Raw genomic sequence first — 20,906 nt, forward strand, 5'->3', positions numbered from 1 at the left:
CCCCGGCCGGGAGGCGCCGGCGGACGGTGACCGGCCTGCCCGCCGCGGGGTCAGCGGGCCGGAGGACCCGGGAACCCGCCGACCAGCTGCTCGAAGGCGTGCGCCACCGTGAGGCAGGTGGCGTCCGCGAACCGGCGGCCGACCAGCATCATCCCGACCGGCATGCCCTCGGACAGGCCGGCGGGGACGCTGGTGGCCGGGTGACCGCTGACGTCGAACGGCGCGCAGTTGACGATCATCTCCAGGCCCCGGGACACCCGGACCTCGAGCGGGTCGTCGGGCGCCGGGATCGGCCGGGCGACCATCGGCACGGTGGGCATCACCAGCAGGTCGACCTCGGTCAGCGCCTCGTCGTACCGGCGGCGGACCTCCGCGGCCAGGTTCTGGGCCATCGCGTAGTGACGGCCCTGCTCCTGCTCGATCGACCAGCGGCCGGCCAGGGCGACCGCGGTGACGGTCGGCGACCAGCGGTCGGCGGTCTCCCGGCGCCGCCGCCCGTAGTGGGCGATCAGGTCGGGGTCGTACCGGCCCTCCCAGTTGTGGCCGTACCCGTTCCCCTCGATCATCTGGACGGTCGCGCCGTCGGTGGCGATGACGTTCCAGACGTGCAGCGCGTACCGGTGCCACGGCAGGTCGAGGTCGACGACCCCGATGCCCAGCTCGCGCAGCCGACCGGCGGCCGCACGCACGGTGTCGTCGACGCCGGTCTCGGAGAGCTCCGCCCAGCCGAAGCCCTGCGCGACCACGCCGACCCGCAGTCCCGCGACGTCCCCGCCCAGCGCGGCGGCGCAGGGGTCGGGCACCAGGTCGGCCGGCTGCCGGGGGTCGTCGCCGTCCCGGCCGGCCAGGACGTCGAGGACCGCCGCGGCGTCGGCGACCGTGCGGGTCATCGGCCCCAGGTGGTCGAGGGTCGACTCGATCGGGAAGGCGCCGGTGTAGGGCACCAGGCCGTGGGTGGGCTTGTGCCCGACGATCCCGCAGAAGGCCGCCGGCATGCGGATCGACCCGCCCTGGTCGCCGCCGAGGGCGAGGTCCACCTCCCCCGCCGCGACCAGCGCGGCGCTGCCGCTGGAGCTGCCGCCGGTGGTGCGGGTGGGGTCCCAGGGGTTGCGCACCGGGCCGGTGACGGAGGTGTGACTCCCTCCCGAGAAGCAGAGGTCCTCGCAGACGGCCTTCCCCGTGACGGTCGCGCCGGCATCGAGCAGGCGGGTCACCACGGTGGCGTCCCTGGCGGGCACGAACCCCTCGACGGTGTGGCTGCCGTTCATCATCGGCACGCCGGCCACCGCCACGTTGTCCTTGACCGCGACCGTGCGGCCCGCGAGGGGCCCCTCGGCGGCGCCGCGGATCTCCGTCCGCACGTACCAGGCGCCCAGCGGGTTGTCCGCGTCGGCGGGCCGGGTGCTGGGGCGATCGGCGGGGGGGTGCGGGGCGATCCCCGCGTAGAGCTCCTCGACCGCGTCGTAGGAGGTCAGGAACGCGGCGACCAGCGCGGTGTAGGCGGACACCTCCGCCTCGTCGGGGTGCATCCCGTAGGTGCGCGCGAGCGCGGCCACCTCGTTCTCGTCCGGCGGGCGTACGGGCACGGCGCCTCCTGCGTCCCTCGGGTGGTGTGGCAGCAAGCTAGCGAGAGGGCGCCGTCCCTGTCACCGGCACCGGGCCACCCGGTCGCGCCGACCGGCCGGGCACGGCGAGGATGGCCCGGTGACCGAGCCCGCGCGCGAGCACGACGTCGTCCTCTTCGGTGCCACCGGCTTCGTCGGCCGCCTGGTCGCCGCGTACCTCGCCGAGGCCGCGCCGCCCGACCTGCGCGTCGCCCTGGCCGGCCGGTCGCGGGAGAAGCTGGCCGCCGCGGCGGCGGAGCTGCCGGCGGCCGGACGGCACTGGCCGCTGCTGGAGGCCGACAGCAGCGACCCGGCCTCGCTGACCCGGATGGCGGGGAGCACCCGCGTGCTGGTCACCACCGTCGGCCCCTACGCGCGCTACGGGCTGCCCGTGGTCGAGGCCTGCGCCCGCGCCGGCACGCACTACGCCGACCTGACCGGGGAGGTGCTGTTCGTCCGCGACGCCATCGACCGCTGCGACGCCGTCGCGCGGGAGACCGGCGCCCGGCTGGTGCACGCCGCGGGCTACGACTCGATCCCCTCCGACCTGTCGGTGTTCCTGCTCGCCGGGCGCGCCCGCGCCGACGGCGCCGGCGGGCTCACCGACGTCCGCCTGGTCGCCTCGCTCCGCGGCGGGTTCAGCGGCGGCACCATCGACTCGATGCGCGCCCAGATCGAGGCGATGGCGCGGGACCGGACGGTGCGCCGCGTCCTCGGCGACCCGTACGCGCTCTCGCCCGACCGCGACGCCGAGCCGGCCACCCGCCAGCCGCCGGACGCCGCTCCCCCCGCGCTGGCCGCCGACGGCCGGTGGACCGCGCCGTTCGTCATGGCGCCGTTCAACACCCGGATCGTGCGGCGCAGCAACGCCCTGCAGCAGTGGTCCTACGGCCGCGGCCTGCGCTACGGCGAGGCGATGAGCGCCGGGAGGGGGCTGACCGGCGCACTCGCCGCCGCGGGGATCACCACCGGGCTGGCCGCCACCCTCGGCGCGATGGCCTTCCCGCCGACCCGGGCCGTGCTCGACCGCGTGCTGCCCTCCCCCGGCTCCGGTCCCGACGCGGCCACCCGCGAGAAGGGCTTCTTCCGCATGGTCGTCGACGCCGACACCGAGAGCGGCCGGCACTACCGGGCGACGGCGTCCGGCTCGGGCGACCCCGGCTACGCCGCGACGTCGGTGATGCTCGGGGAGGTCGCGCTCGGCCTGGCCCTCGACGGCGACCGGCTGCCCGACCGGGCCGGCTCGCTGACCCCGGCGACGGCGCTGGGCGACGTCCTCGTCGAGCGGCTGCGCGCCGCCGGGCACACCTACGAGGTCGCACCGGCCTGACCGGGGCCACGATCAGGGGACCTGATCGTGGCGCGTCCGGGAGGACGGCGGAGCAGGCGGTCCCTGGCCGCGGGGCGGTCCGGGAGGACCGCGGTGTCAGAGCACCCGGACGGCGAGCAGCGCGACGTCGTCCTCGGCGTCGGGCAGGAACAGCCGCCGCAGCACGCGGTCGCACACCTGCTCCAGCGGCACCTCCGCGCAGCCGCGCAGGACGGCGAGCAGCTCGTCGGTGCCGGCGTCGAGGTCGCGGTCGCGGCGCTCCACCAGCCCGTCGGTGTGCAGCAGGACGGTGCTGCCCACCGGCAGGACTGCGGCGTTGTCGGTGCGCGCCCGATCCGGGTCGACGCCGAGCAGCAGGTCGGCCCGGCCGGCGGCGAGGAGGCGGACCTCCCCGTCGGGGTCGACCACCACCGGTGGCGGGTGCCCGGCGCTCGACCAGCGCAGCAGGGGCTGCTCCCCCGGCCGCCGCTCCAACCGCGCCAGCAGCGCCGTCGCCATGGTCCCCGGCGCCAGTCCCCACGCGGCCCGGTCGAGCTGCGCGAGGACCTCGGCGGGAGAGGCGCCGCCGGCGTAGCCGATGCCGCGGAGCAGGCCGCGCAGCTGTCCCATCGCGGCGGCGGCGTGCCGGTCGTGCCCGACGACGTCGCCGATGGCCAGCACCGTGTCGCCGCCGGCCTCGACGAAGGCGTCGTACCAGTCCCCGCCGATCTCGACGCCCTCGGACGCCGGCAGGTACCGGACGACGATCTCGCACCCCTTGGGCCGCGGCGGCGCGGTGAGCATGCTGTGCTGCAGGGCGTCGGCGAGGTCGCGCTGCTGCTCGAACAGCCGCGCCGACTGCAGCGCCAGGCCCGCACGCCGGCCGATCTCGCCGGCGGTGTCGACCTCCGCCGGCGCGTGCGGGCCGCGGTCGGCGCCGTTGGCCAGGCCGAGGGCGCCGATGACGTGCCCGCGCGCGACCAGCGGCACGATCACCGACGACCGGGGCGCCAGCCGGGTGAGGGCCTCCTGCCCCGCCGGGTCCGGCAGCGCCCGCGCGATCCGTGCGGCGTCGATCTCGGGCACCACCAGCGGCCGGCCGGTGCGCGTGACCACGCGGGCGGCGTGCTCGTCGCTCATCCCCACGACCATCGTCCGGACGTACTCGGCCACGTCGTCGCGGCGGGCGGGGTCCCGGTGGGTCGCGGCGATCTCGTGCAGCCGGCCCTGCTCGTCGGTGACGAGGATCCAGCACCAGTCGCCCAGCGCGGGGACGACCAGGTCGGCCAGCTGGCCCAGCTGGTCGGTGATGTCCAGGCTGCCCGAGAGCACCCGGCCGGCGTCGGCCAGCAGCTGCAGCCGCCGGTTGGCCGCGGCCATGGCGGCGACCGCGTCGGCCCGCTCGACGTCCGAGCGGAGCCGGGACACGCTCAGCGCGATCTGCGCGGTGAGTGCGTCGAGCAGCTCGACGTCGGTGTCGGGGAAGTCGTGGTCGGTGTCCCACACGACGACGAAGCTGCCGAGCAGCCGGCCCTCCACCCGCAGCGGCAGCGCGGCGAGCGCGCGCAGGCCCAGCAGCGGCCCGACCTCGGCCATCTGCGGGAAGCGGGCGACCGCGGCCTCGAGGTCGGTGAACAGCAGCCGCTCGCCGTGCCGGGCGGCGTACTGGGTGGGCAGGACGTCGTCGAGCTCGACGGCCACCCCCTGCTCGCCCAGGTCCACCTCGGCGTCGGCCTCGGCGGCGACCGCGGCCACGGTGTCGGCCAGGCGCCGCGCCAGGTGCAGCCGCAGCGTGCCGTCGGTGTCGAAGGCGGCCAGCGCACTGGAGGAGGCCCCGAGCACCCGGGCGCCGCGCAGCGCGATCTCGGCCAGCTGGGACAGCGCCGTCGCGTTGGCCAGCTGGGCGGCGACCTCGGCGACCGCGGCGGCCCGCTGCACCGCCGCCATCCGGCGGGCGGCCTGCTCGCGGGCGTCGGTGACGTCGACGACGGTGCCCAGCACCCGGACCGCCTCGCCCCGGGCGTCGCGCACCACCCGCCCACGGGAGACCGTCCAGCGGACCGAGCCGTCGGCGTGCAGGGCGCGGCACTCGACGACGTACTCGCCCGAGCCCGCGAACGCCTCGGCCATGGCCTGCCGGACGGCGGCGTGGTCGTCGGCGTGGATGCGTTCGGCCAGCATCCGGTCGACGTCGGTGAACTCCTGCGCGCCCTCGAGGCCGTGCACCGCCGCGCAGCGCTCGTCCCACGAGACGACGCCGGTGCGCAGGTCGTTCTCCCAGATCCCCACCGCGCTCGCCTCGAGGGCGACGTCGAGCCGGGTCAGCGAGGCGCCGATCGCCGAGTGGGCGGCGGCCAGCTCCAGCTCCGCCACGACGGAGGCGGCCAGGTGCTCCAGCAGCGCTGCGTCGTCGTCGCGCCAGGCGTGCGGCGCGCCGTCGTACACGGCGAGGACGCCGATCACCCGGCCGGACGCCGAGACCAGCGGGGAGCCGAGGTAGGAGGCGACCGCGCCGGAGGTGACGGCGGGCAGGTCGGCCACCCGCGCGTCGGCCCGCGCGTCGGGCACCACCAGCGGGCGCCCCTCCTGCACGACGCGCGCCGACAGCGCACCGGTGAGCAGCGCCGGGCCGCCGACGACGCCGGGCGGCAGGCCGTGCCCGCCGACGACCGTGTCCTCGTCGGTGAACAGCGTGACCTTCGCGTGGCCGGCGCCGAGCAGCCGGGCCGCCAGCCCCGAGAGCCGGTCGTAGGCGGCCGGGCCGGGCACCTCGACCAGCAGGCGGCGGGCGGCGGCGACGCGGTGGGCGTCGCGCAGCACGTCGGGGCCCTGCAACGGCACGGGGACGGCCACGACCCCTCCTCGTGCGCACGCGGCCCGGATGGCCGCAGCGGACAATGGTGCCACGCGTCGGCCCGGATACGGACGAGCGCGTCCGCTCGCGTGCGTCGTCCCCCGACGGGGTGAGGGTCGCGGCCGGCCCGGTCGAGCGCCGGCGCGAACGGGTCGATGGGGCCCCATGCCGGGCACCCTGACTCCGCGCCTGCCGGACCGCCGGCCGCTGCTGGCCGACCCCGGCGACCTCGGCCTCGTCTTCCAGCCCGTCGTCGACCTCGCCCGCGCCCGCGTGGCCGGCTACGAGGCGCTGGCCCGCTTCCCCGGCACCGCGGCCCCCGAGGCGTGGTTCGCCGCGGCCGCCGACGCGGGCGTCGCCGCGGAGCTCCAGGCGCTCGCCCTGCACCGGGCGCTGGCCGCCGTCCCGCACCTGCCGAGGGGCACCTTCCTGGTGGTCAACGTCGGCCCCCACCTGCTCGGCACCCCGCCGGTGCAGGCCGCGCTGGCCGGCCGGCCCGACCTGCGCGGCGTCGTCCTCGGGCTGACGGGGCACGCCCCGGTGGCCGACCTGGCCGCGCTGCGCGTGCAGGTGGCCGCGCTGCGCGCCCGCGGGGCACTGGTGGCCCTCGACGACACCGGCGCCGGCTGGTCGGGGCTGCAGCAGGTCGCCGCGCTGCGGCCCGACCTGGTCACGCTCGACCGCTCCCTGGTCGCCGGCGTCGACACCGACCCGGTGCGCCAGGCGATCGCCGAGGTGCTGGGCGGGCTGACCGGCCGGACCGGCGCGTGGCTGCTGGCCCAGGGCGTCGAGACCCGGGGCGAGCTGGCCGCCGTCTGCCGCCTCGGCGTCCCGCTGGCGCAGGGCTGGCTGCTGGGTCGGCCGACGCCGGGCTTCGCGCCGCTGCCGGCCGAGGTGGTGTCCCTGGTCCGGACCCGGACCGCGCGCGCCCGGCAGGCCGGCGGCCTGGCGGGCCTGCTGCGCCCGGTGCGCCAGTGCGACGCCGCCGAGCGCTCCCCCGGCCTGCCCCCGGTCGTCCTCGTCGGCCCGCAGGGCGAGCCGCTGGCCCTCCGGCTGGGCGACCCGCGCACCGGCGAGGTGCACACCGCCCCGGTCTCGTTGTGCGTCCAGCCGGCCGACGACGTGACCGAGACGCTGCACCGGGCCCTGACGCGGCCGCCGGCGCACCGCTTCGACCCGGTGGTCTGCACCGACCCCGACGGCAGTGTCCTCGGCCTGCTGCGGGTCGAGGACCTCGCCTCGGCCGCCTCCGCCCGCTGAACGAGGACCCCTCCGGACGGGGGTCGCGTCAGACGCTGGCGGCGGTCAGGGCGGCGCGCTCGTCGTCGGTGAGCACCAGGTCCTGCACGGGCAGCAGGTCGGCGAGCTGGTCGACGTCGCGACCGCTGGCGATCGGCGCGACGACGGTGGGCTGGTCGGCCAGCCAGCGCAGCGCCACCGCGGCCGGCGTCACCGCGTGCGCGTCGGCCACCTCCCGCAGCGCCGCCAGCACGCGGTCACCGCGCTCGCCGACGTAGGCCATCGCCCCCTTCGCGCGCGGGGAGTCGACGCGCTCGCCGGCCCGGTACTTGCCGGTCAGGAAGCCCTTGGCCAGGGAGAAGTAGGGCAGGCAGCCCAGCCCGTGCGCGGCGACGACGTCGCGCAGCCCGTCCTCGTAGGCCGGCCGCTCGATCAGGTTGTAGTGCGGCTGCAGCGCGACGTAGCGGGCCAGGCCCAGCCGCTCGGAGGTCTCCAGCGCCTCGGTCAGCCGGGCCGGCGAGTAGTTGGACGCCGCGACGTGCAGCACCTTGCCCGACCGGACGAGCTCGTCGAAGGCGGTGAGCGTCTCCTCCAGCGGCGTCGTCTCGTCGTCGTAGTGCGCGTAGTAGACGTCGATGCGGTCGGTCCGCAGGTTGCGCAGCGAGCGCTCGGCGGCCGCGCGGACCTCACCGGCCGCGAGGGGGTGCCGCTTCTGCTGCGGCGAGGCCTTGGTGGCCACGACCACCCGGTCGCGCAGCCCCCGGTCGGCCATCCAGCCGCCGAGGATCTGCTCGGAGCGGCCGTCCCCGTACATCTCGGCGGTGTCGACGAAGGGCCGCAGCGGGCCGGGCACCGCGTCGGCGAAGCGGTCGAGGACCGCGTGGGACGTCGCCTCGTCGGCGGTCCAGCCGAAGACGTTGCCCCCCAGACAGAGGTCGCTGACGGCCAGGTCGGTCCCGGGGAGCTGCGGCACGCGACCCACGCTAGACGAAGGACCCTCCTGCCCCCCGCCGCTCGCGAGCCCGCGCCAGGCCCCGTCCCGAGGCTCGCCGCGAGCTCGTGAGCGGTGCGGAGGACGGGGTCCTCCTGCCTGCAGGAGGACCGGGGTCGGGCGGGCGGCGTCGGGCCTCCGGACTGGCCATATGCCCGTGGGCGTGACACGGTGCCCCGGGCCGGGCCGCCTCGACGGGGTCCGGCTCGTCCTCCGGGCGCCCGCCCGGGAGCGCCGTCCGCAGACCGCGGCCGGCGACACCACCGGCGGCCCGCCGAGACCGCGCGGCCGCGACACCTCCGAGAGGATCTCCGTGAACAAGGCCGAACTCGTCTCCGCCATCGCCAAGCGCGCCGACGTGCCCAGCGCCACCGTGGACGCCGTCCTGGCCGGGTTGCAGGAGGAGCTCGTCGAGGCGATCACCCGCGGCGAGAAGGTCGCCGTCTCCGGGCTGATCACCGTCGAGCGGACCCAGCGCTCGGCCCGCACCGGCCGCAACCCGCAGACCGGCGAGTCGATCGACATCCCCGCGGCCAACACCGTCAAGGTGACCGCCGGCTCGAACCTGAAGAAGGCCGCCAGCAACGTGCCGGTCTGATCGTGGCTGCTCCCGGCGACGTCCCCGTCTGACCGGGATCGTCCCGGCGGCGTCCCGGTCCGGTCCACCCGCTGCCGGGGCGGCGCCTGCCCCCTGTGACCGCGCCCACGTCCGCGTGGGTCAGGATGCGCAGGCAGGCGCCGCCCGACGGGCGGACGGCGCGGGACGGAGGATCGCGTGGCGAGCGGACTGACCCAGGACACCGACCCGGCCGAGGTGGGCCTCGATCCCGCCCGGCTGGCGCGCCTCGACCGGCGGCTGGCCCGCTGGGTCGACGACGGGCAGCTGCCCGGCTTCCTCGTGACGGTGTCCCGCAGGGGCCGGCTGGCCCACGTCGGCCGCGCCGGCTCGCGCAACGTCGAGGAGGGCCTCCCGGTCGAGGAGGACACCCGCTGGCGCATCTTCTCGATGACCAAGCCGGTGACCTCGGTCGCGGCGATGATGCTGTACGAGGAGGGCCTCCTCGAGCTCACCGACCCGATCACCAAGTGGCTGCCCGAGTTCGCCGACACCCGCGTCTACGTGGCCGGGTCGGCGCAGAAGCCGGTCACCCAGCCGCAGATGCAGCCGATCAGGGTGGCGCACCTGCTCACCCACACCTCGGGGCTCACCTACGGCTTCCACCACGCCCACCCGGTCGACGCGGTGTACCGCGCGATGGGCCACGAGTGGGGCACGCCGCCGGGCGCGGACTCGGCCGAGGTGTGCCGCCAGTGGGCCTCGGCGCCCCTGGTCTTCCAACCCGGCACGGAGTGGAACTACGGCGTCTCCACCGACGTCCTGGGCCGGCTGGTCGAGGTCGTGTCGGGGCAGCCGCTCGACGTCTTCTTCGAGGAGCGGATCTTCCGTCCGCTGGGGATGACCGACACGTCGTTCGGGCTGCGCGAGGACGACGACGTCGCCTCGCTGGCCCGCCTCTACGCCGCCGTCCCCGGGCAGCCGGGCGGGGCGGCCACCGGCTTCGCGCCGCTGGACACGATGGGCGCCGCGGCGCACAGCACGCCCACGTTCCTCTCCGGCGGCGGCGGGCTGGTGGGCACCGCCGCGGACTACGTGCGCTTCGCCGAGATGCTGCGCCGCGGCGGCTCCTTCGACGGCGGGCGGCTGCTCGGCCCGCGGACGCTGGCGCACATGGTCCGCAACCACCTGCCCGGTGGTGCCGACCTGGAGACCTTCGGCCGCCCGCTGTTCGCCGAGACACCGCTGCGCGGGGTCGGCTTCGGCCTGGGCTTCTCGATGGTCATCGACCCGGTCCGCTACGGCGGCGTGGCCAGCGTCGGCGACTACAGCTGGGGCGGGGCGGCGTCGACGGCGTTCTACGTCGACCCGGTGGAGGACGTCGTCGTCACGTTCTTCACGCAGCTGCTGCCCTCGTCGACCCTGCCGATCCGGGCCCACCTGCGCGCCCTGGTCAACCAGGCCATCGTCGCCTGAGCGGGCACGTCCGCGGAGGGGCTCCGCGCACCTCCGCGGACGTGCGCGGAGCCGTCTACAGGTAGCGGCGGTAGACGACGGTGGCGACCATCGCCGGCTTGGACTGGCCCTCGACCTCGACCGTGACGTCCATGTCCATGGCGATGCCGCCCTCGAACGGCGTGGCCGAGGCCAGCGACGCGCCGGCGCGCACCCGGCTGCCGACCGGCACCGGGGAGGGGAAGCGCACCTTCTCGGTGCCGTAGTTGACGCCCATGCGGAAGCCGGTGATCTCGACGATCTGCGGCAGCAGCGACGGGATGAGCGACAGGGTCAGGTAGCCGTGCGCCACCGGGCCGCCGAAGGGGCTCTCCCGCTTCGCCCGCTCGACGTCGACGTGGATCCACTGGTGGTCGCCGGTCGCCTCGGCGAACTGGTCCACCTGCTCCTGGGTGACCTCGACCCAGTCGCTGTGACCGAGGTGCCGGCCGACGAGCCCCTGCACACCCTCGACGCCGTCCACGGTGGTCTGCGCCATCGCACGTCCTCCTGTCCCGGTGGTCTGGTTGGCTGACTCCACCACACCGGCGGCGGGGCGGAGGACACGGGTGCTGCGACTGGGCCGGCTCGACGTGCCCGACGGCGCACTGGTCGTCATGGCGATCGTCAACCGCACGCCGGACTCGTTCTACGACCGCGGGGCCACCTACGAGCTGACCGCCGCCGTCGAGCGCGTGGACCGGGTCGTGGCCGAGGGCGCGGACGTGGTCGACGTCGGCGGGGTCAAGGCCGCGCCCGGCGAGGAGGTCGACGCCGCCGAGGAGATCCGCCGCACCGTCGACCTGGTCGCCGCCATCCGCGCCGCCCACCCGGAGCTGCCCATCTCGATCGACACCTGGCGGGCCGAGGTCGCGCGCGAGGCGCTGGCCGCCGGGGCCGACGTCGTCAACGACGCGTGGGGCGGCGTCGAGCCGGAGCTGGCCGGGGTGGCGGCCGAGGCCGGCGCCGGGATCGTCTGCACGCACGCCGGCGGCCTCCCGCCGCGGACCCGGCCGCACCGGGTGACCTACGACGACGTCGTCGCCGACGTCGTGACGCGGACGACGGCGCTGGCCGAGGCGGCCGTCGCGGCGGGCGTGGACCGCGAGCGGGTGCTGGTCGACCCCGGCCACGACTTCGGCAAGAACACCCGGCACTCGCTGGAGGCGACGCGGCGCCTGGACGAGCTGGTCGCCACCGGGTGGCCGGTGCTGGTGGCGCTGTCGAACAAGGACTTCGTCGGCGAGACCCTCGACGTCGTCCTGGAGGAACGGCTGACCGGCACGCTCGCGGCGACGGCGGTCAGCGCGTGGCTCGGCGCCCGGGTGTTCCGCGCGCACGACGTCGCCGCGACCCGGCAGACCCTGGACATGGTCGCCTCCATCCGCGGCGACCGTCCCCCGGCCCGCACCGTCCGCGGTCTCGCCTGAAGCAAGCCCCCCGCCCCCGCTCGCAGGCTCGCGGCGGGACCCTGCGGAGCGGCCGTCCCCTCCGGACGCGCGGCGCCGGAGGTCCTTGTTGCCGGGAGGCCACCCGGACCATGATCGAGTGGCCCGTGGCGGCACCGGGCCCCACGGCGGACGGTGCTGAGGAGGCCGTCATGACCGAACAGGCCGCAGGGGTCGAGCAACCCCAGGCACGAGGACCGCGGGTGGTGGTGGGCGCCGACGGATCGGCGGGGGCGCGGGCCGCCTTGCGGTTCGCCGTCGAGGACGCCGTCCGCCGGGGCGTGCCCGTCGAGGCGGTCGTCTCCCACCGCCCGCCCGAGGCGTGGATGGACTTCGACGCCGTCGGCGGCTTCGAGTACGACAAGGCCGCGGCCGCGGCGGTGGAGCGGACCGAGGCGTTCATCGCCGAGGTGCTCCGCGAGGTCCCGGAGCCGCACCCGGTGATCCACGTGACGGCCGTCCTCGGCTCGGCGGCGGACGCGCTCATCCGGGAGTCGGCCGGCGCGGACCTGCTGGTGGTCGGCAGCCGGGGTCACGGCGGGTTCTCCACCATGCTGCTCGGGTCGACGAGCATGCAGTGCGTCCTGCACGCGCCGTGTCCGGTCACCGTCGTCCACTCGTCCGAGGCGCACCGCGAGCGGCTGCACCTGCGCCGCCGCAACGGCGGCGAACGGGTGCGTGCCCGCCGCAGGCGCTTCCGGGGGGCCACGGCCGACTTCACCGGCCCGTGACGGATCCGCCCCCGCCGAGCCGACCGGGCGGCTGGGCCGCGATCCAGGCGTGAGCGTCCTCCCCGACCGTGGCGCGTCCTCCCCGACCGTGGGACGTGCGGGAGGACGCGCTGGGATCAGTTCCCCGATCGTGGCGCAGCCCCGCCTCGCTACGTTCGGGCGCATGGCCGCCACCGGGTTCCTCACCGCCGACGAGCTCAACGGGCTCCTGCCGGGCACGCTGCCGGGCCTGCTCGGGCTCACCGTCACCGCGCACGAGCCCGGCCGGCTGGCGGCCGCGCTCGACGTCCGGCCGGAGCTGCTCGCGCCCAACGGCTACCTGCACGCCGCCACCGTCGTCGCGCTGGCCGACACCGCCTGCGGGCTGGCCACCCGCGCGCTGCTGCCCCACGGGGCGGCCGGGTTCACCACCATCGAGCTGAAGAGCAACTTCCTCGGCACCCTGCGGGAGGGCCGGGTGAGCACCGTGGCGACCAACGCGCACGCCGGCCGCAGCACCCAGGTGTGGGACGCCGTCGTCACCTCGGACGCCGGGAAGACCCTCGCGCTGTTCCGCTGCACGCAGTCGGTGCTCTGGCCACGATGGGGTACCGGCCGGTAACCCCCGTGTCGTCCGCCACACGCCGGGTGTGAGACTGGCGTCACTACGTCCCCCGGAGGAGGAGTCCCGTGGCCCTGGCCAGCCGCTATCCCGACGTCGAGATCCCCGAGCAGTCCGTCCCCGAGTTCGTCCTGGCCGGCGGGGCGTCCCGCCCCGACGCCCCCGCGCTCGTCGACGGCCTGACCGGCGACTCGATCAGCCACGGTCAGCTGGCCACCTACGTCGACCGCGTCGCCGCCGCCCTGGCCGCCCGCGGGCTGCGCAAGGGCGACGTCGTCGCGGTGCTGTGCCCGAACACCATGTGGTACCCGGTCGTCTTCCACGGCATCGCCCGGGCCGGCTGCGTGATGAGCCCGATCAACTCGCTCTACACCGCCCACGAGGTCGCCTTCCAGCTGAAGGACTCCGGCGCGAAGGTCCTCGTCACCGTCTCGCCGTTCCTCGACCGGGCCCTCGAGGCCGTCGAGCGGACGCCGGTCGACGAGGTGGTCGTCATGGACGGCGCCGAGGGTCACGCCTCGCTGCTCGACCTGATCTCCAGCGACGCGCCCTCGGTGCAGGTCGACATCGACCCCGCCGAGGACCTGGTCACGCTGCCCTACTCCAGCGGCACGACGGGCCTGCCCAAGGGCGTCATGCTCACCCACCGCAACCTGGTGGCCAACGTCAGCCAGTCCCGCCCGCTCGTGGAGCTGCACGAGGGCGACGAGCGGATCATCGCCGTCCTGCCGTTCTTCCACATCTACGGCCTGACCGTGCTGATGAACCAGGGCCTGCAGTGGGGCGGCACCGTGGTCACGCTGCCGCGGTTCGACCTCGAGCAGTTCCTGCGGACCATCCAGGACCAGAGGATCACCCGGGCCTTCGTGGCGCCGCCCATCGTGCTGGCGCTGGCCAAGCACCCGATGGTCGACCAGTTCGACCTGTCCTCGTTGCGCAGCATCACCTCCGGCGCCGCGCCGCTGGACGAGGCGCTGGCCCAGGCCGCCCAGGACCGGCTGCGGAAGGGCGCGACCGACGGCGTCGTCGTGGCCCAGGGCTACGGGATGACCGAGCTCTCGCCGGTCTCGCACACCACCCCCGACGTCACCCGGCTGCCCGAGGGCGTCACCGCCGTGCCCAAGGGCTCGGTCGGCCTGGCACTGCCCAACACCGAGTGCCGCCTGGTCGACCCCGCCACCGGCCAGGACGCCGCCCCCGGCGAGCGCGGCGAGCTGTGGGTCCGCGGCCCGCAGGTCATGAAGGGCTACCTCAACAACGAGGAGGCCACCGCCGAGACCCTGGACGCCGAGGGCTGGCTGCACACCGGTGACGTCGCGATCGTCGACGCGAACGGCTGCTACACCGTCGTCGACCGGGTCAAGGAGCTGATCAAGTACAAGGGCTACCAGGTGGCCCCGGCCGAGCTCGAGGCCGTGCTGCTGGGCAACCCGGCCATCGCCGACGCCGCCGTCATCGGCGTCAAGGACGAGGAGAGCGGCGAGGAGCTGCCCAAGGCGTTCGTGGTCAAGGCGCCGGGTGCGGAGCTCTCCGAGGACGAGGTCGTGGAGTTCGTGGCCAGCCGGGTGGCGCCGCACAAGAAGATCCGCTCGGTCGAGTTCATCGAGCAGGTGCCGAAGTCCGCCGCCGGCAAGATCCTCCGCAAGGAACTCCGCGCGGCGGGCTGAGGGACCAGCGCCGTTCCCCCACGCCGGCGGCCCCGACCAGGGCACCGCCCTGGGCCTGCGGAGAGTGGGTAGGACGGGGTCCTCCGACTGGACGGTGGCCGTTCCGGCAGGTCACCAGGCGCCGGCCGCACCCGCTGCGGCCGGCGCCTCGGCGCGTCCGGGGCCGCGATGCGCCGCCGTGACCGGGGGGACACCGACCACCCGCTTGTGGGCCCGGGAGAAGGCGGCCTCCAACTCGTAGCCCAGGTGCCGGGCCAGCTCGCCGACCCGCGCGCCGTCGGCCAGGGCGACGGTGGCCAGGTGCATCCGCCAGCGGGCCACGTACCGCATCGCCGGTTCCCCGGCCAGCTCGGTGAACCGGGCGGCGAAGGACGAGCGGGACATCCGCGCCTCCCGGGCCAGGAGGGGGAGCGTCCACGCCGTCCCCGGCTCGCGGTGCAGCCGGGCCACCGCCCGGCCCACCTGCGGGTCCCGCAGGGCACGCAGCCAGCCCGGCTCGGCGGCCGCGGTGTCCAGCCAGGTCCGCACGGCCTGGACGACGACGACGTCGGCCAGCCGGGTCACCACCGCCTCGGACCCCGGACGGTCGTGGCGGGCCTCGTCGGCGATCACCCCGAGCAGCACCGGGAGCCAGCCGCTCCGCGCCGCGTCGTGCCCGTCGACGTGCAGGACCGGCGGCAGCAGGTCGAGCAGGTGCGCGGCCCCGGGCCGGTCGGGCTCGACGATGCCGCAGACCAGCCCGGTGCGGGCACCGCCGCCGTCGAGCCGCAGCACCGAGTAGTGCTCCCCGAGGTACTGCTGGGGCAGCAGGTCCGCGCGGCCGGCGATCCGCGCGTCCGGGTCGCTGCGCAGCAGGTGCCCACGCCCGTGCGGCACCAGCGCCAGGTCCCCGGGGCCCAGCACGGACCGCACGCCGTCGACCTCGAGCACGCAGCTGCCCTCGGTGACGACGTGGGAGCTCATGCAGCCGTCGAGGGCGGGCATCTCCAGGCCCCACGGGGCGGCGACCTCCGCGCGGCAGTGGAAGGTGCCGCGGATCCGCAGGTCGGCGAGCACCCCGCCGACCGGGTCGACCGGCGCCCACGGGCGGGAGGGGCCCGGGTCGCGGAGTAGTGCGGCGGTCATGCGCCCAGCCTGGCGAGGCCGGCACCGGGCGTCCAGGCCGTCCGGACGGACGGGCACGGACCCCGGACGCGCGGTCATGAGCGGGGCGCCCCGGGTTCGCCAGTCCCGGGAGTGCCGGTCAACGGGCCGGCACCACCGAGAGGAGCAGGACGTGAGGATCGTGGTCGTGGGGGCAACCGGGGGATCGGGACGGGCGGCGGTGGAGGCGCTCACCGGCCGCGGGCACGAGGTGACGGCCTTCGCCCGGCAGGCGAGCGCGGCGCTCGGGGGCCGTGCCGGGGTCCGGGCGGTGGACGGCGACGCCACCGTGCCGGGGGACGTCGGGCCCGCCGTCCGCGGGCAGGACGCCGTCGTGGTGACGCTGGGCATCAGCGAGCCCCCGCTGCGGGTGCGGCTGTTCGGTAGCAGGGGGACTCCGCTGGACGTGCGCTCGCGGGGCACCGCCGCGGTCGTCGCCGCCATGCGGGAGCACGGTGTGCAGCGGCTGGTCGTCCAGTCGTCCTACGGCGTCGGGGAGACGCGGGACCGGCTGCCGTTGTCCAGCCGGCTGGTGTTGGCCCTGCTGCTGCGCCCGCAGATCGCCGACCACGAGCGGCAGGAGCGGATCGTCCGGGACAGCGGCCTGGACTGGTCGCTGGTGCAGCCGGTGAACCTGACCGACGGCGACGAACCGGCCGCCGTCTCCCGCTCGGGCGAGACCGAGGGGATGCGGGTGTCACGGCGAGCGGTCGGCGAGGTCGTCGCGGACCTGGTGGCGACCCCCGGCGGAGGCGGCCGCGTCGCGGTGTCGGGTGCCCGCAGTCAGCCGGTCCGGGCCGCGGGCTGAGGGAGGACCCCCTGCGCCCTCCACCACTCGCAGGCTCGCGGCAGGTCCCGGGACGGGGCCGCCGGCGGGCTCAGCCGGCGCGCGCCAGCTCCGGCGTCCCGCTGGGAGCCCGCTCGGCGGCCGCGAGGCGCGCGATGGCACGCAGGTCGAGGTCCGGGAGCAGCCGGGCGTGCGCCCCGACCCGCACCAGCGGTGCCGTCCGCAGGGTCGTGCCCCGTTGGTCGGCGGTCCCCCGGAGCTGCTGGTCCTCGTCCCGCCAGGTCAGCGGGTCGATCGAGCGCAGCACGTCCACGGCGAAGGCCGCCGACCCGCCGTCGACGGTGACCAGCAGGAGGCACGACGTCGCCGTCACCGGTCGCCGTGGGCGGCCGAGGAGTGACGCCAGGCAGAAGACCGGCACGGCGGCGCGCCGGTGCACGAGCACCCCGAGCACCCCCTCGACCGCCGTGTCGGTGAGCGAGGCGGGGAAGGGCAGGATCTCGGCGACCTGCTCGAGCGGCACCGTGACGTCCACACCGACGGAGAAGGTCAAGTAGCTCGGCGCCCCGGTGGCCGCGGCAGCCGCGACCGTGGCCGCCGTGTCGGCGTCACCGCGATCGGCCGCCGCGGCCAGGGCGGTGTTGACCGAGGCGAACCCGGCCAGCTGCGGGTCGGCCAGCAGCGCCTCGCCGTCGAGCACCAGGCAGTCGCCCACACCGTCGATCTCGGCCATGCCGGTGACCAGCTCCGGCCGCGCCACGGCGTGACCGGGCAGGGGCAGGACGTCGACGGCGGGCACCTCGGCCAGCTCGAGCAGCGAGGTCAGCGCGAGGACGACGTACCCGCTGCCCATGTCGAGCACCAGCCCGGCGCCCATGTCGGCCCGGTCGAGCTGACCGAGACCCAGCAGCGCCAGCGGGTCGACGACCGGGACCTCTCGATCGGCGTAGGTGACGGTGCCCCGGCAGGTCCGGCTCGACAGCACCGACGCCCGCAGGTCCGGCGTGGGCAGCGTCGTGTGCACGTGCGCGGCGTCGACGGCGAAGCGGTGGCTCCCGCAGCGGATGACGGTCAGCATCCGCACCTCGCCGCGGCCACGGCCGGCCACGGCGGCGGTCTCCCGCGTGACGTCGTCCACGGTGGGCACGCCGGGGCGGCTGAGCACCGCCTCGGCGTCCAGCACGCTGTGCGCCCGCCCGGTGTCGGGGTGCCGGAACGTGTGCGAGAACAGCAGCCGCTCGCCCCGCGTCCGGGCAGCCACCAGCATGGAGGACGGCAGCTGGGTCACCCCGCGCACCTCGTCGGCCAGCAGGCCGAGGACCTGACCGCCGTGGGCGACGACCACGACGACCTGGTCCGGGCGGCGGTCGTCGGGCCGACCGATGACCGGGCGGAGGTCGACCACCGGCAGCACGAGGCGCCGCAGCTCGACGGCGCCCAGCAACCCGGGCGCGGACGCCGGCAGCCCGGCCAGTTCCATCGGGCAGGGGACGACCTCGCGCAGCGCGGACAGCGGCAGCGCGACGTCCATGCCGGCCAGCCGGAGCAGCCCGTAGACGACGTCGCCCGCGGCCTCCGCGGCCCCATCGGTCATCGCCGCCCCCTCAGGAGCCCGAGCGGGCGAGCTCGGCGATGAGCTGGTCGACGGCGCGGGAGGTGGTCTGCTGTTCGCGGGCGGACTCCGAGATGCTCCGGATGGCGTCGTTGGTGCGGGTGACGCCCCCGACGATCCGCTCGAAGGCGCTCTCGGCCCGCCGCGACACCTCCGATCCCTGCTGCACCCGCTCGGCCGACTCGTCGATGAGCTTGCCGATCTGCTGCGCCGCCGCGAAGGAGCGCTCGGCGAGCTTGCGCACCTCGCCGGCCACGATGGAGAAGCCGACCCCGTGCTCGCCGGCCCGCGCCGCCTCGATCGAGGCGTTGAAGGCCAGCAGGTTGGTCTGGTTGGCGATCTCCCCCATGACGCGGACGATCTCGGTGATCGCCACGGAGGACTTCTGGATCAGGCCGATGGCCTCCAGGGAGGCGCGCAGCGCCTCGACACCCTGCTCGGCGTTGCCCTGGGTCTCCTCCGCCAGCCCGGTGGCGGCCCGCGAGTTCTCCGCGACGCTCTGGATGGACGCCGACAGCACCTGGACCAGCTCGGTCATCTCCTGGGCGCCGGCCTCGACGCGCTGCTCACGCACGACCTGCTCGGTGACGTCGTAGGCGTACTTGACCACCTTCACCGGCTTGCCGTCGAGGTCGAGGATCGGGTTGTAGGTCGCCTGGATGTACACGTCGCGGCCGAACTTGCCCCGCCGGTGGAAGCGCCCGGCGATGACCTCGCCCCTGCCGAGGGACAGCCAGAAGTCGCGGTACTCCTGCGAGCGCATGTACTCGTCGTCGCAGAACTCGCTGTGGTGGTGGCCGAGGATCTCCCGCGCGGAGTAGCCCATGGTGCGCAGGAAGTTGTCGTTGGCGCTGAGGACGGTCCCCTCGAGGTCGAACTCGATGACCGCCTGGGCACGGTCGACCGCGTCCACCCGGGCCTCGATCTCCGCCCGGCGCAGCTTCTCCTCGGTCACGTCCACGGCGAACTCGACGACCTTGAACGGCTTGCCGGACTCGTCGAGGATCGGGTTGTAGGTGGCCCGGATCCACACGTCCCGGCCGCCCTTGGCCACCCGGCGGTACTCCCCGCTGTGGTAGTCGCCGTTGCCGAGCTTGCGCCAGAACTCCCGATAGGCGTCGGACGCCGCGTGGGCCGGGTCGCAGAACATCGCGTGGTGCTCGTCCTGGACCTCGCCGGCGCTGTAGCCCATCACCTGCAGGAAGTTCCGGTTGGCACCCAGCACCGTGCCGTCGAGGGCGAACTCGACCACCGCCTGCGCCCGGTCGATCGCGGCGACCTTGCCGAGGTACTCGGCGTTGCGCCGCTTCTCGCGGGTGACGTCCGAGGCGAACTTGACGACCTTCAGCGGGCGGCCGTTCTCGTCGAGGACCGGGTTGTAGGTGGCCTGCAGCCACACCTCGCGCCCGTCCTTGTCGAGCCGCCGGAACTCCCCGGCCTCGAACCTGCCCTTGCCCAGGCGCTCCCAGAACTCCACGTACGCGTCGGACGCGGCATGGGCGGGTTCGACGAAGATGCGGTGGTGCTTGCCCCGGATCTCGGGGAGCGTGTAGCCCACGGCGTCGAGGAAGTTCTGGTTGGCCGTGAGGATGCGCCCCTTGAGGTCGAACTCGATGACCGCCTGGGCCCGGTCGATGGCCGCGACCTTGCCCCTGTGGTCGGCGTTGACGAGCTTGGCCTCGGTGATGTCCGTGGCGAACTTGACGACCTTCAGCGGCCGGCCGGCGTCGTCGAGGATCGGGTTGTAGGTGGCCTGCAGCCACACCTCGCGGCCGCCCTTGGCGACGCGCAGGAACTCCCCGCTCTCGAAGGCGCCGCCGGCCAGGCGCTCCCAGAACTGGGCGTACTCCTCGCTGGCGGCCACCTCCGCCTGGCAGAACACCCGGTGGTGCTTGCCCTGGACCTCGTGCAGGGCGTAGCCCATGGTCTCCAGGAAGTTCTTGTTGGCCGCGATCACCGTCCCGTCGAGCGCGAACTCGACGACGGCCTGGGCCCGGTCGATGGCCGCGACGCGGCCGCGGAACTCGGTGTCGGCCAGCTTGGCGGCGGTGATGTCGCTGGCCAACTTGACGATCTTCAGCGGCCGGCCGGCGTCGTCGAGGATCGGGTTGTAGGTGGCCTGCAGCCACACCTCGCGGCCGCCCTTGGCCAGCCGCCGGTAGACGCCACCCTCGAACGTCCCCTGGCCCAGCCGCTCCCAGAAGTGCGCGTACTCGTCACCGGCGGCCTGCACGGGGTCGACGAACACCCGGTGGTGCTTGCCCTTGATCTCCTGCAGCCGGTAGCCCATCAGCTCCAGGAAGTTCCGGTTGGCGGTCAGCACGGTGCCGTCGAGGGCGAACTCGATCACCGCCTGCGACCGGTCCATCGCCGTGACCGCGCCGCGCTGCTCGGTGGCCTCCATCATGGCCTCGGTGACGTCGGTGGCGAGCTCGACGATCTTCACCGGCCTGCCGGCCTCGTCGAGGACGGGGTTGTAGGTCGCCCGCAGCCATGCCGTCCGGCCGTCCTGGGTCAGCCGCTTGAACACTCCGGACTGGAACTCGCCACGACCGAGCCGGCGCCAGAAGTCGGCGTACTCGGCGCTGTCGGCGAGCTCCGGCTCGCAGAGGACCCGGTGGTGCCGGCCGCGGACGCCGTCGAGCTCGTAGCCCAGGACGGCGAGGGCGTTGTCGTTGGCCGTGAGCACCGTGCCGTCGAGGGCCAGCTCGATCACCGCCTGGGAGCGGTGGATCGCCTCGACGATCCCGCGCAGGTCCAGCAGCGCGGGGTCGTCGGCGGAGGACGAGGTGACGGCCGACTGCGGCACGGACGCTCCCGGGGTGTGGCGGTTCGAGACCCACTCATCTCGGACGGGACGTCCTGCGCCT

General features: G+C 75.5%; 16 protein-coding genes. 9 read left to right on the plus strand and 7 right to left on the minus strand.

The annotated features are described in order from the left end of the window. Positions 1–50: 50 nt before the first annotated feature. Positions 51–1,586 carry an amidase gene (locus ABQ292_RS15555; protein WP_369207953.1) on the minus strand — a complete coding sequence of 512 codons (1,536 nt, stop codon included), beginning with the start codon at positions 1,584–1,586 and terminating at the stop codon, positions 51–53. Between the two features lie 118 nt (positions 1,587–1,704). Between ABQ292_RS15555 and ABQ292_RS15560 the strand changes: the two genes are divergently transcribed. Further along, positions 1,705–2,934 (plus strand): saccharopine dehydrogenase family protein, encoded by a 1,230-nt coding sequence (locus ABQ292_RS15560; protein WP_369207955.1) that lies wholly within the window; start codon positions 1,705–1,707, stop codon positions 2,932–2,934. 96 nt (positions 2,935–3,030) lie between these two features. Here ABQ292_RS15560 and ABQ292_RS15565 read toward each other — a convergent pair whose 3' ends face one another. Next, a complete protein-coding gene (locus ABQ292_RS15565) occupies positions 3,031–5,766 on the minus strand; it encodes a SpoIIE family protein phosphatase (protein WP_369207957.1) in 2,736 nt (911 codons plus the stop codon). A 166-nt stretch (positions 5,767–5,932) separates the two neighbouring features. Between ABQ292_RS15565 and ABQ292_RS15570 the strand changes: the two genes are divergently transcribed. Next, positions 5,933–7,027, plus strand: a complete 1,095-nt coding sequence (locus ABQ292_RS15570) for an EAL domain-containing protein (RefSeq protein WP_369207959.1) — start codon at positions 5,933–5,935, stop codon at positions 7,025–7,027. A gap of 28 nt (positions 7,028–7,055) precedes the next feature. On the opposite strand, the gene ABQ292_RS15575 is transcribed toward ABQ292_RS15570, so the two are convergent. Continuing rightward, positions 7,056–7,979: an aldo/keto reductase gene (locus ABQ292_RS15575; protein ID WP_369207961.1), complete on the minus strand. Its 924-nt coding sequence runs from the start codon at positions 7,977–7,979 to the stop codon at positions 7,056–7,058. A 331-nt stretch (positions 7,980–8,310) separates the two neighbouring features. On the opposite strand from ABQ292_RS15575, the gene ABQ292_RS15580 reads away from it, so the two are divergent. Continuing rightward, positions 8,311–8,595, plus strand: coding sequence for an HU family DNA-binding protein (locus tag ABQ292_RS15580; RefSeq protein ID WP_204692548.1), 285 nt, complete (start codon positions 8,311–8,313; stop codon positions 8,593–8,595). 177 nt (positions 8,596–8,772) lie between these two features. Next, a complete protein-coding gene (locus tag ABQ292_RS15585) occupies positions 8,773–10,029 on the plus strand; it encodes a serine hydrolase domain-containing protein (protein ID WP_369207963.1) in 1,257 nt (418 codons plus the stop codon). 55 nt (positions 10,030–10,084) lie between these two features. Here ABQ292_RS15585 and ABQ292_RS15590 read toward each other — a convergent pair whose 3' ends face one another. Then, entirely contained in the window at positions 10,085–10,546 is a 462-nt protein-coding gene (locus ABQ292_RS15590; RefSeq protein ID WP_369207965.1) for a MaoC family dehydratase, read from the minus strand. A gap of 70 nt (positions 10,547–10,616) precedes the next feature. On the opposite strand from ABQ292_RS15590, the gene folP reads away from it, so the two are divergent. The 4 genes from folP (at position 10,617) to ABQ292_RS15610 (ending at position 14,494) form a co-directional block, all read left to right on the plus strand. Then, positions 10,617–11,477, plus strand: a complete 861-nt coding sequence (gene folP, locus ABQ292_RS15595) for a dihydropteroate synthase (RefSeq protein ID WP_369207967.1) — start codon at positions 10,617–10,619, stop codon at positions 11,475–11,477. 170 nt (positions 11,478–11,647) lie between these two features. Continuing rightward, complete coding sequence (locus ABQ292_RS15600; RefSeq protein ID WP_369207969.1) at positions 11,648–12,226, plus strand: universal stress protein; 579 nt, start codon at positions 11,648–11,650, stop codon at positions 12,224–12,226. 163 nt (positions 12,227–12,389) lie between these two features. Continuing rightward, positions 12,390–12,827, plus strand: a complete 438-nt coding sequence (locus ABQ292_RS15605) for a PaaI family thioesterase (RefSeq protein ID WP_369207971.1) — start codon at positions 12,390–12,392, stop codon at positions 12,825–12,827. A gap of 68 nt (positions 12,828–12,895) precedes the next feature. Next, positions 12,896–14,494: an AMP-binding protein gene (locus tag ABQ292_RS15610; RefSeq protein WP_369207973.1), complete on the plus strand. Its 1,599-nt coding sequence runs from the start codon at positions 12,896–12,898 to the stop codon at positions 14,492–14,494. A 111-nt stretch (positions 14,495–14,605) separates the two neighbouring features. On the opposite strand, the gene ABQ292_RS15615 is transcribed toward ABQ292_RS15610, so the two are convergent. After that, positions 14,606–15,619: an AraC family transcriptional regulator gene (locus ABQ292_RS15615; RefSeq protein WP_369207975.1), complete on the minus strand. Its 1,014-nt coding sequence runs from the start codon at positions 15,617–15,619 to the stop codon at positions 14,606–14,608. A 151-nt stretch (positions 15,620–15,770) separates the two neighbouring features. Here ABQ292_RS15615 and ABQ292_RS15620 point away from each other — a divergent pair, with 151 nt between their 5' ends. Then, the gene (locus ABQ292_RS15620) at positions 15,771–16,445 is read left to right on the plus strand and encodes an NAD(P)-dependent oxidoreductase (protein WP_369207977.1); all 675 of its coding nucleotides are present in this window, start codon (positions 15,771–15,773) and stop codon (positions 16,443–16,445) included. A 70-nt stretch (positions 16,446–16,515) separates the two neighbouring features. On the opposite strand, the gene ABQ292_RS15625 is transcribed toward ABQ292_RS15620, so the two are convergent. Together ABQ292_RS15625 and ABQ292_RS15630 are read right to left on the minus strand one after the other, a co-directional pair. Beyond that, positions 16,516–18,018: a chemotaxis protein CheW gene (locus tag ABQ292_RS15625; RefSeq protein ID WP_369207979.1), complete on the minus strand. Its 1,503-nt coding sequence runs from the start codon at positions 18,016–18,018 to the stop codon at positions 16,516–16,518. A gap of 10 nt (positions 18,019–18,028) precedes the next feature. Next, positions 18,029–20,845, minus strand: a complete 2,817-nt coding sequence (locus ABQ292_RS15630; RefSeq protein WP_369207981.1) for a methyl-accepting chemotaxis protein — start codon at positions 20,843–20,845, stop codon at positions 18,029–18,031. Positions 20,846–20,906: the final 61 nt, after the last annotated feature.

The sequence above is a fragment of the Geodermatophilus maliterrae genome (genome assembly GCF_041018925.1).
GTDB classification, from domain to species: domain Bacteria; phylum Actinomycetota; class Actinomycetes; order Mycobacteriales; family Geodermatophilaceae; genus Geodermatophilus; species Geodermatophilus maliterrae.

What these genes read in the sequence shown, in the direction of transcription:
- ABQ292_RS15600 (WP_369207969.1), top strand. Translation starts at nt 11,648, where the DNA reads ATGACCGAACAGGCCGCAGGGGTCGAGCAACCCCAGGCACGAGGACCG.
- ABQ292_RS15605 (WP_369207971.1), top strand. Translation starts at nt 12,390, where the DNA reads ATGGCCGCCACCGGGTTCCTCACCGCCGACGAGCTCAACGGGCTCCTG.
- ABQ292_RS15570 (WP_369207959.1), top strand. Translation starts at nt 5,933, where the DNA reads ATGCCGGGCACCCTGACTCCGCGCCTGCCGGACCGCCGGCCGCTGCTG.
- ABQ292_RS15590 (WP_369207965.1), bottom strand. Translation starts at nt 10,546, where the DNA reads ATGGCGCAGACCACCGTGGACGGCGTCGAGGGTGTGCAGGGGCTCGTC.
- ABQ292_RS15625 (WP_369207979.1), bottom strand. Translation starts at nt 18,018, where the DNA reads ATGACCGATGGGGCCGCGGAGGCCGCGGGCGACGTCGTCTACGGGCTG.
- ABQ292_RS15615 (WP_369207975.1), bottom strand. Translation starts at nt 15,619, where the DNA reads ATGACCGCCGCACTACTCCGCGACCCGGGCCCCTCCCGCCCGTGGGCG.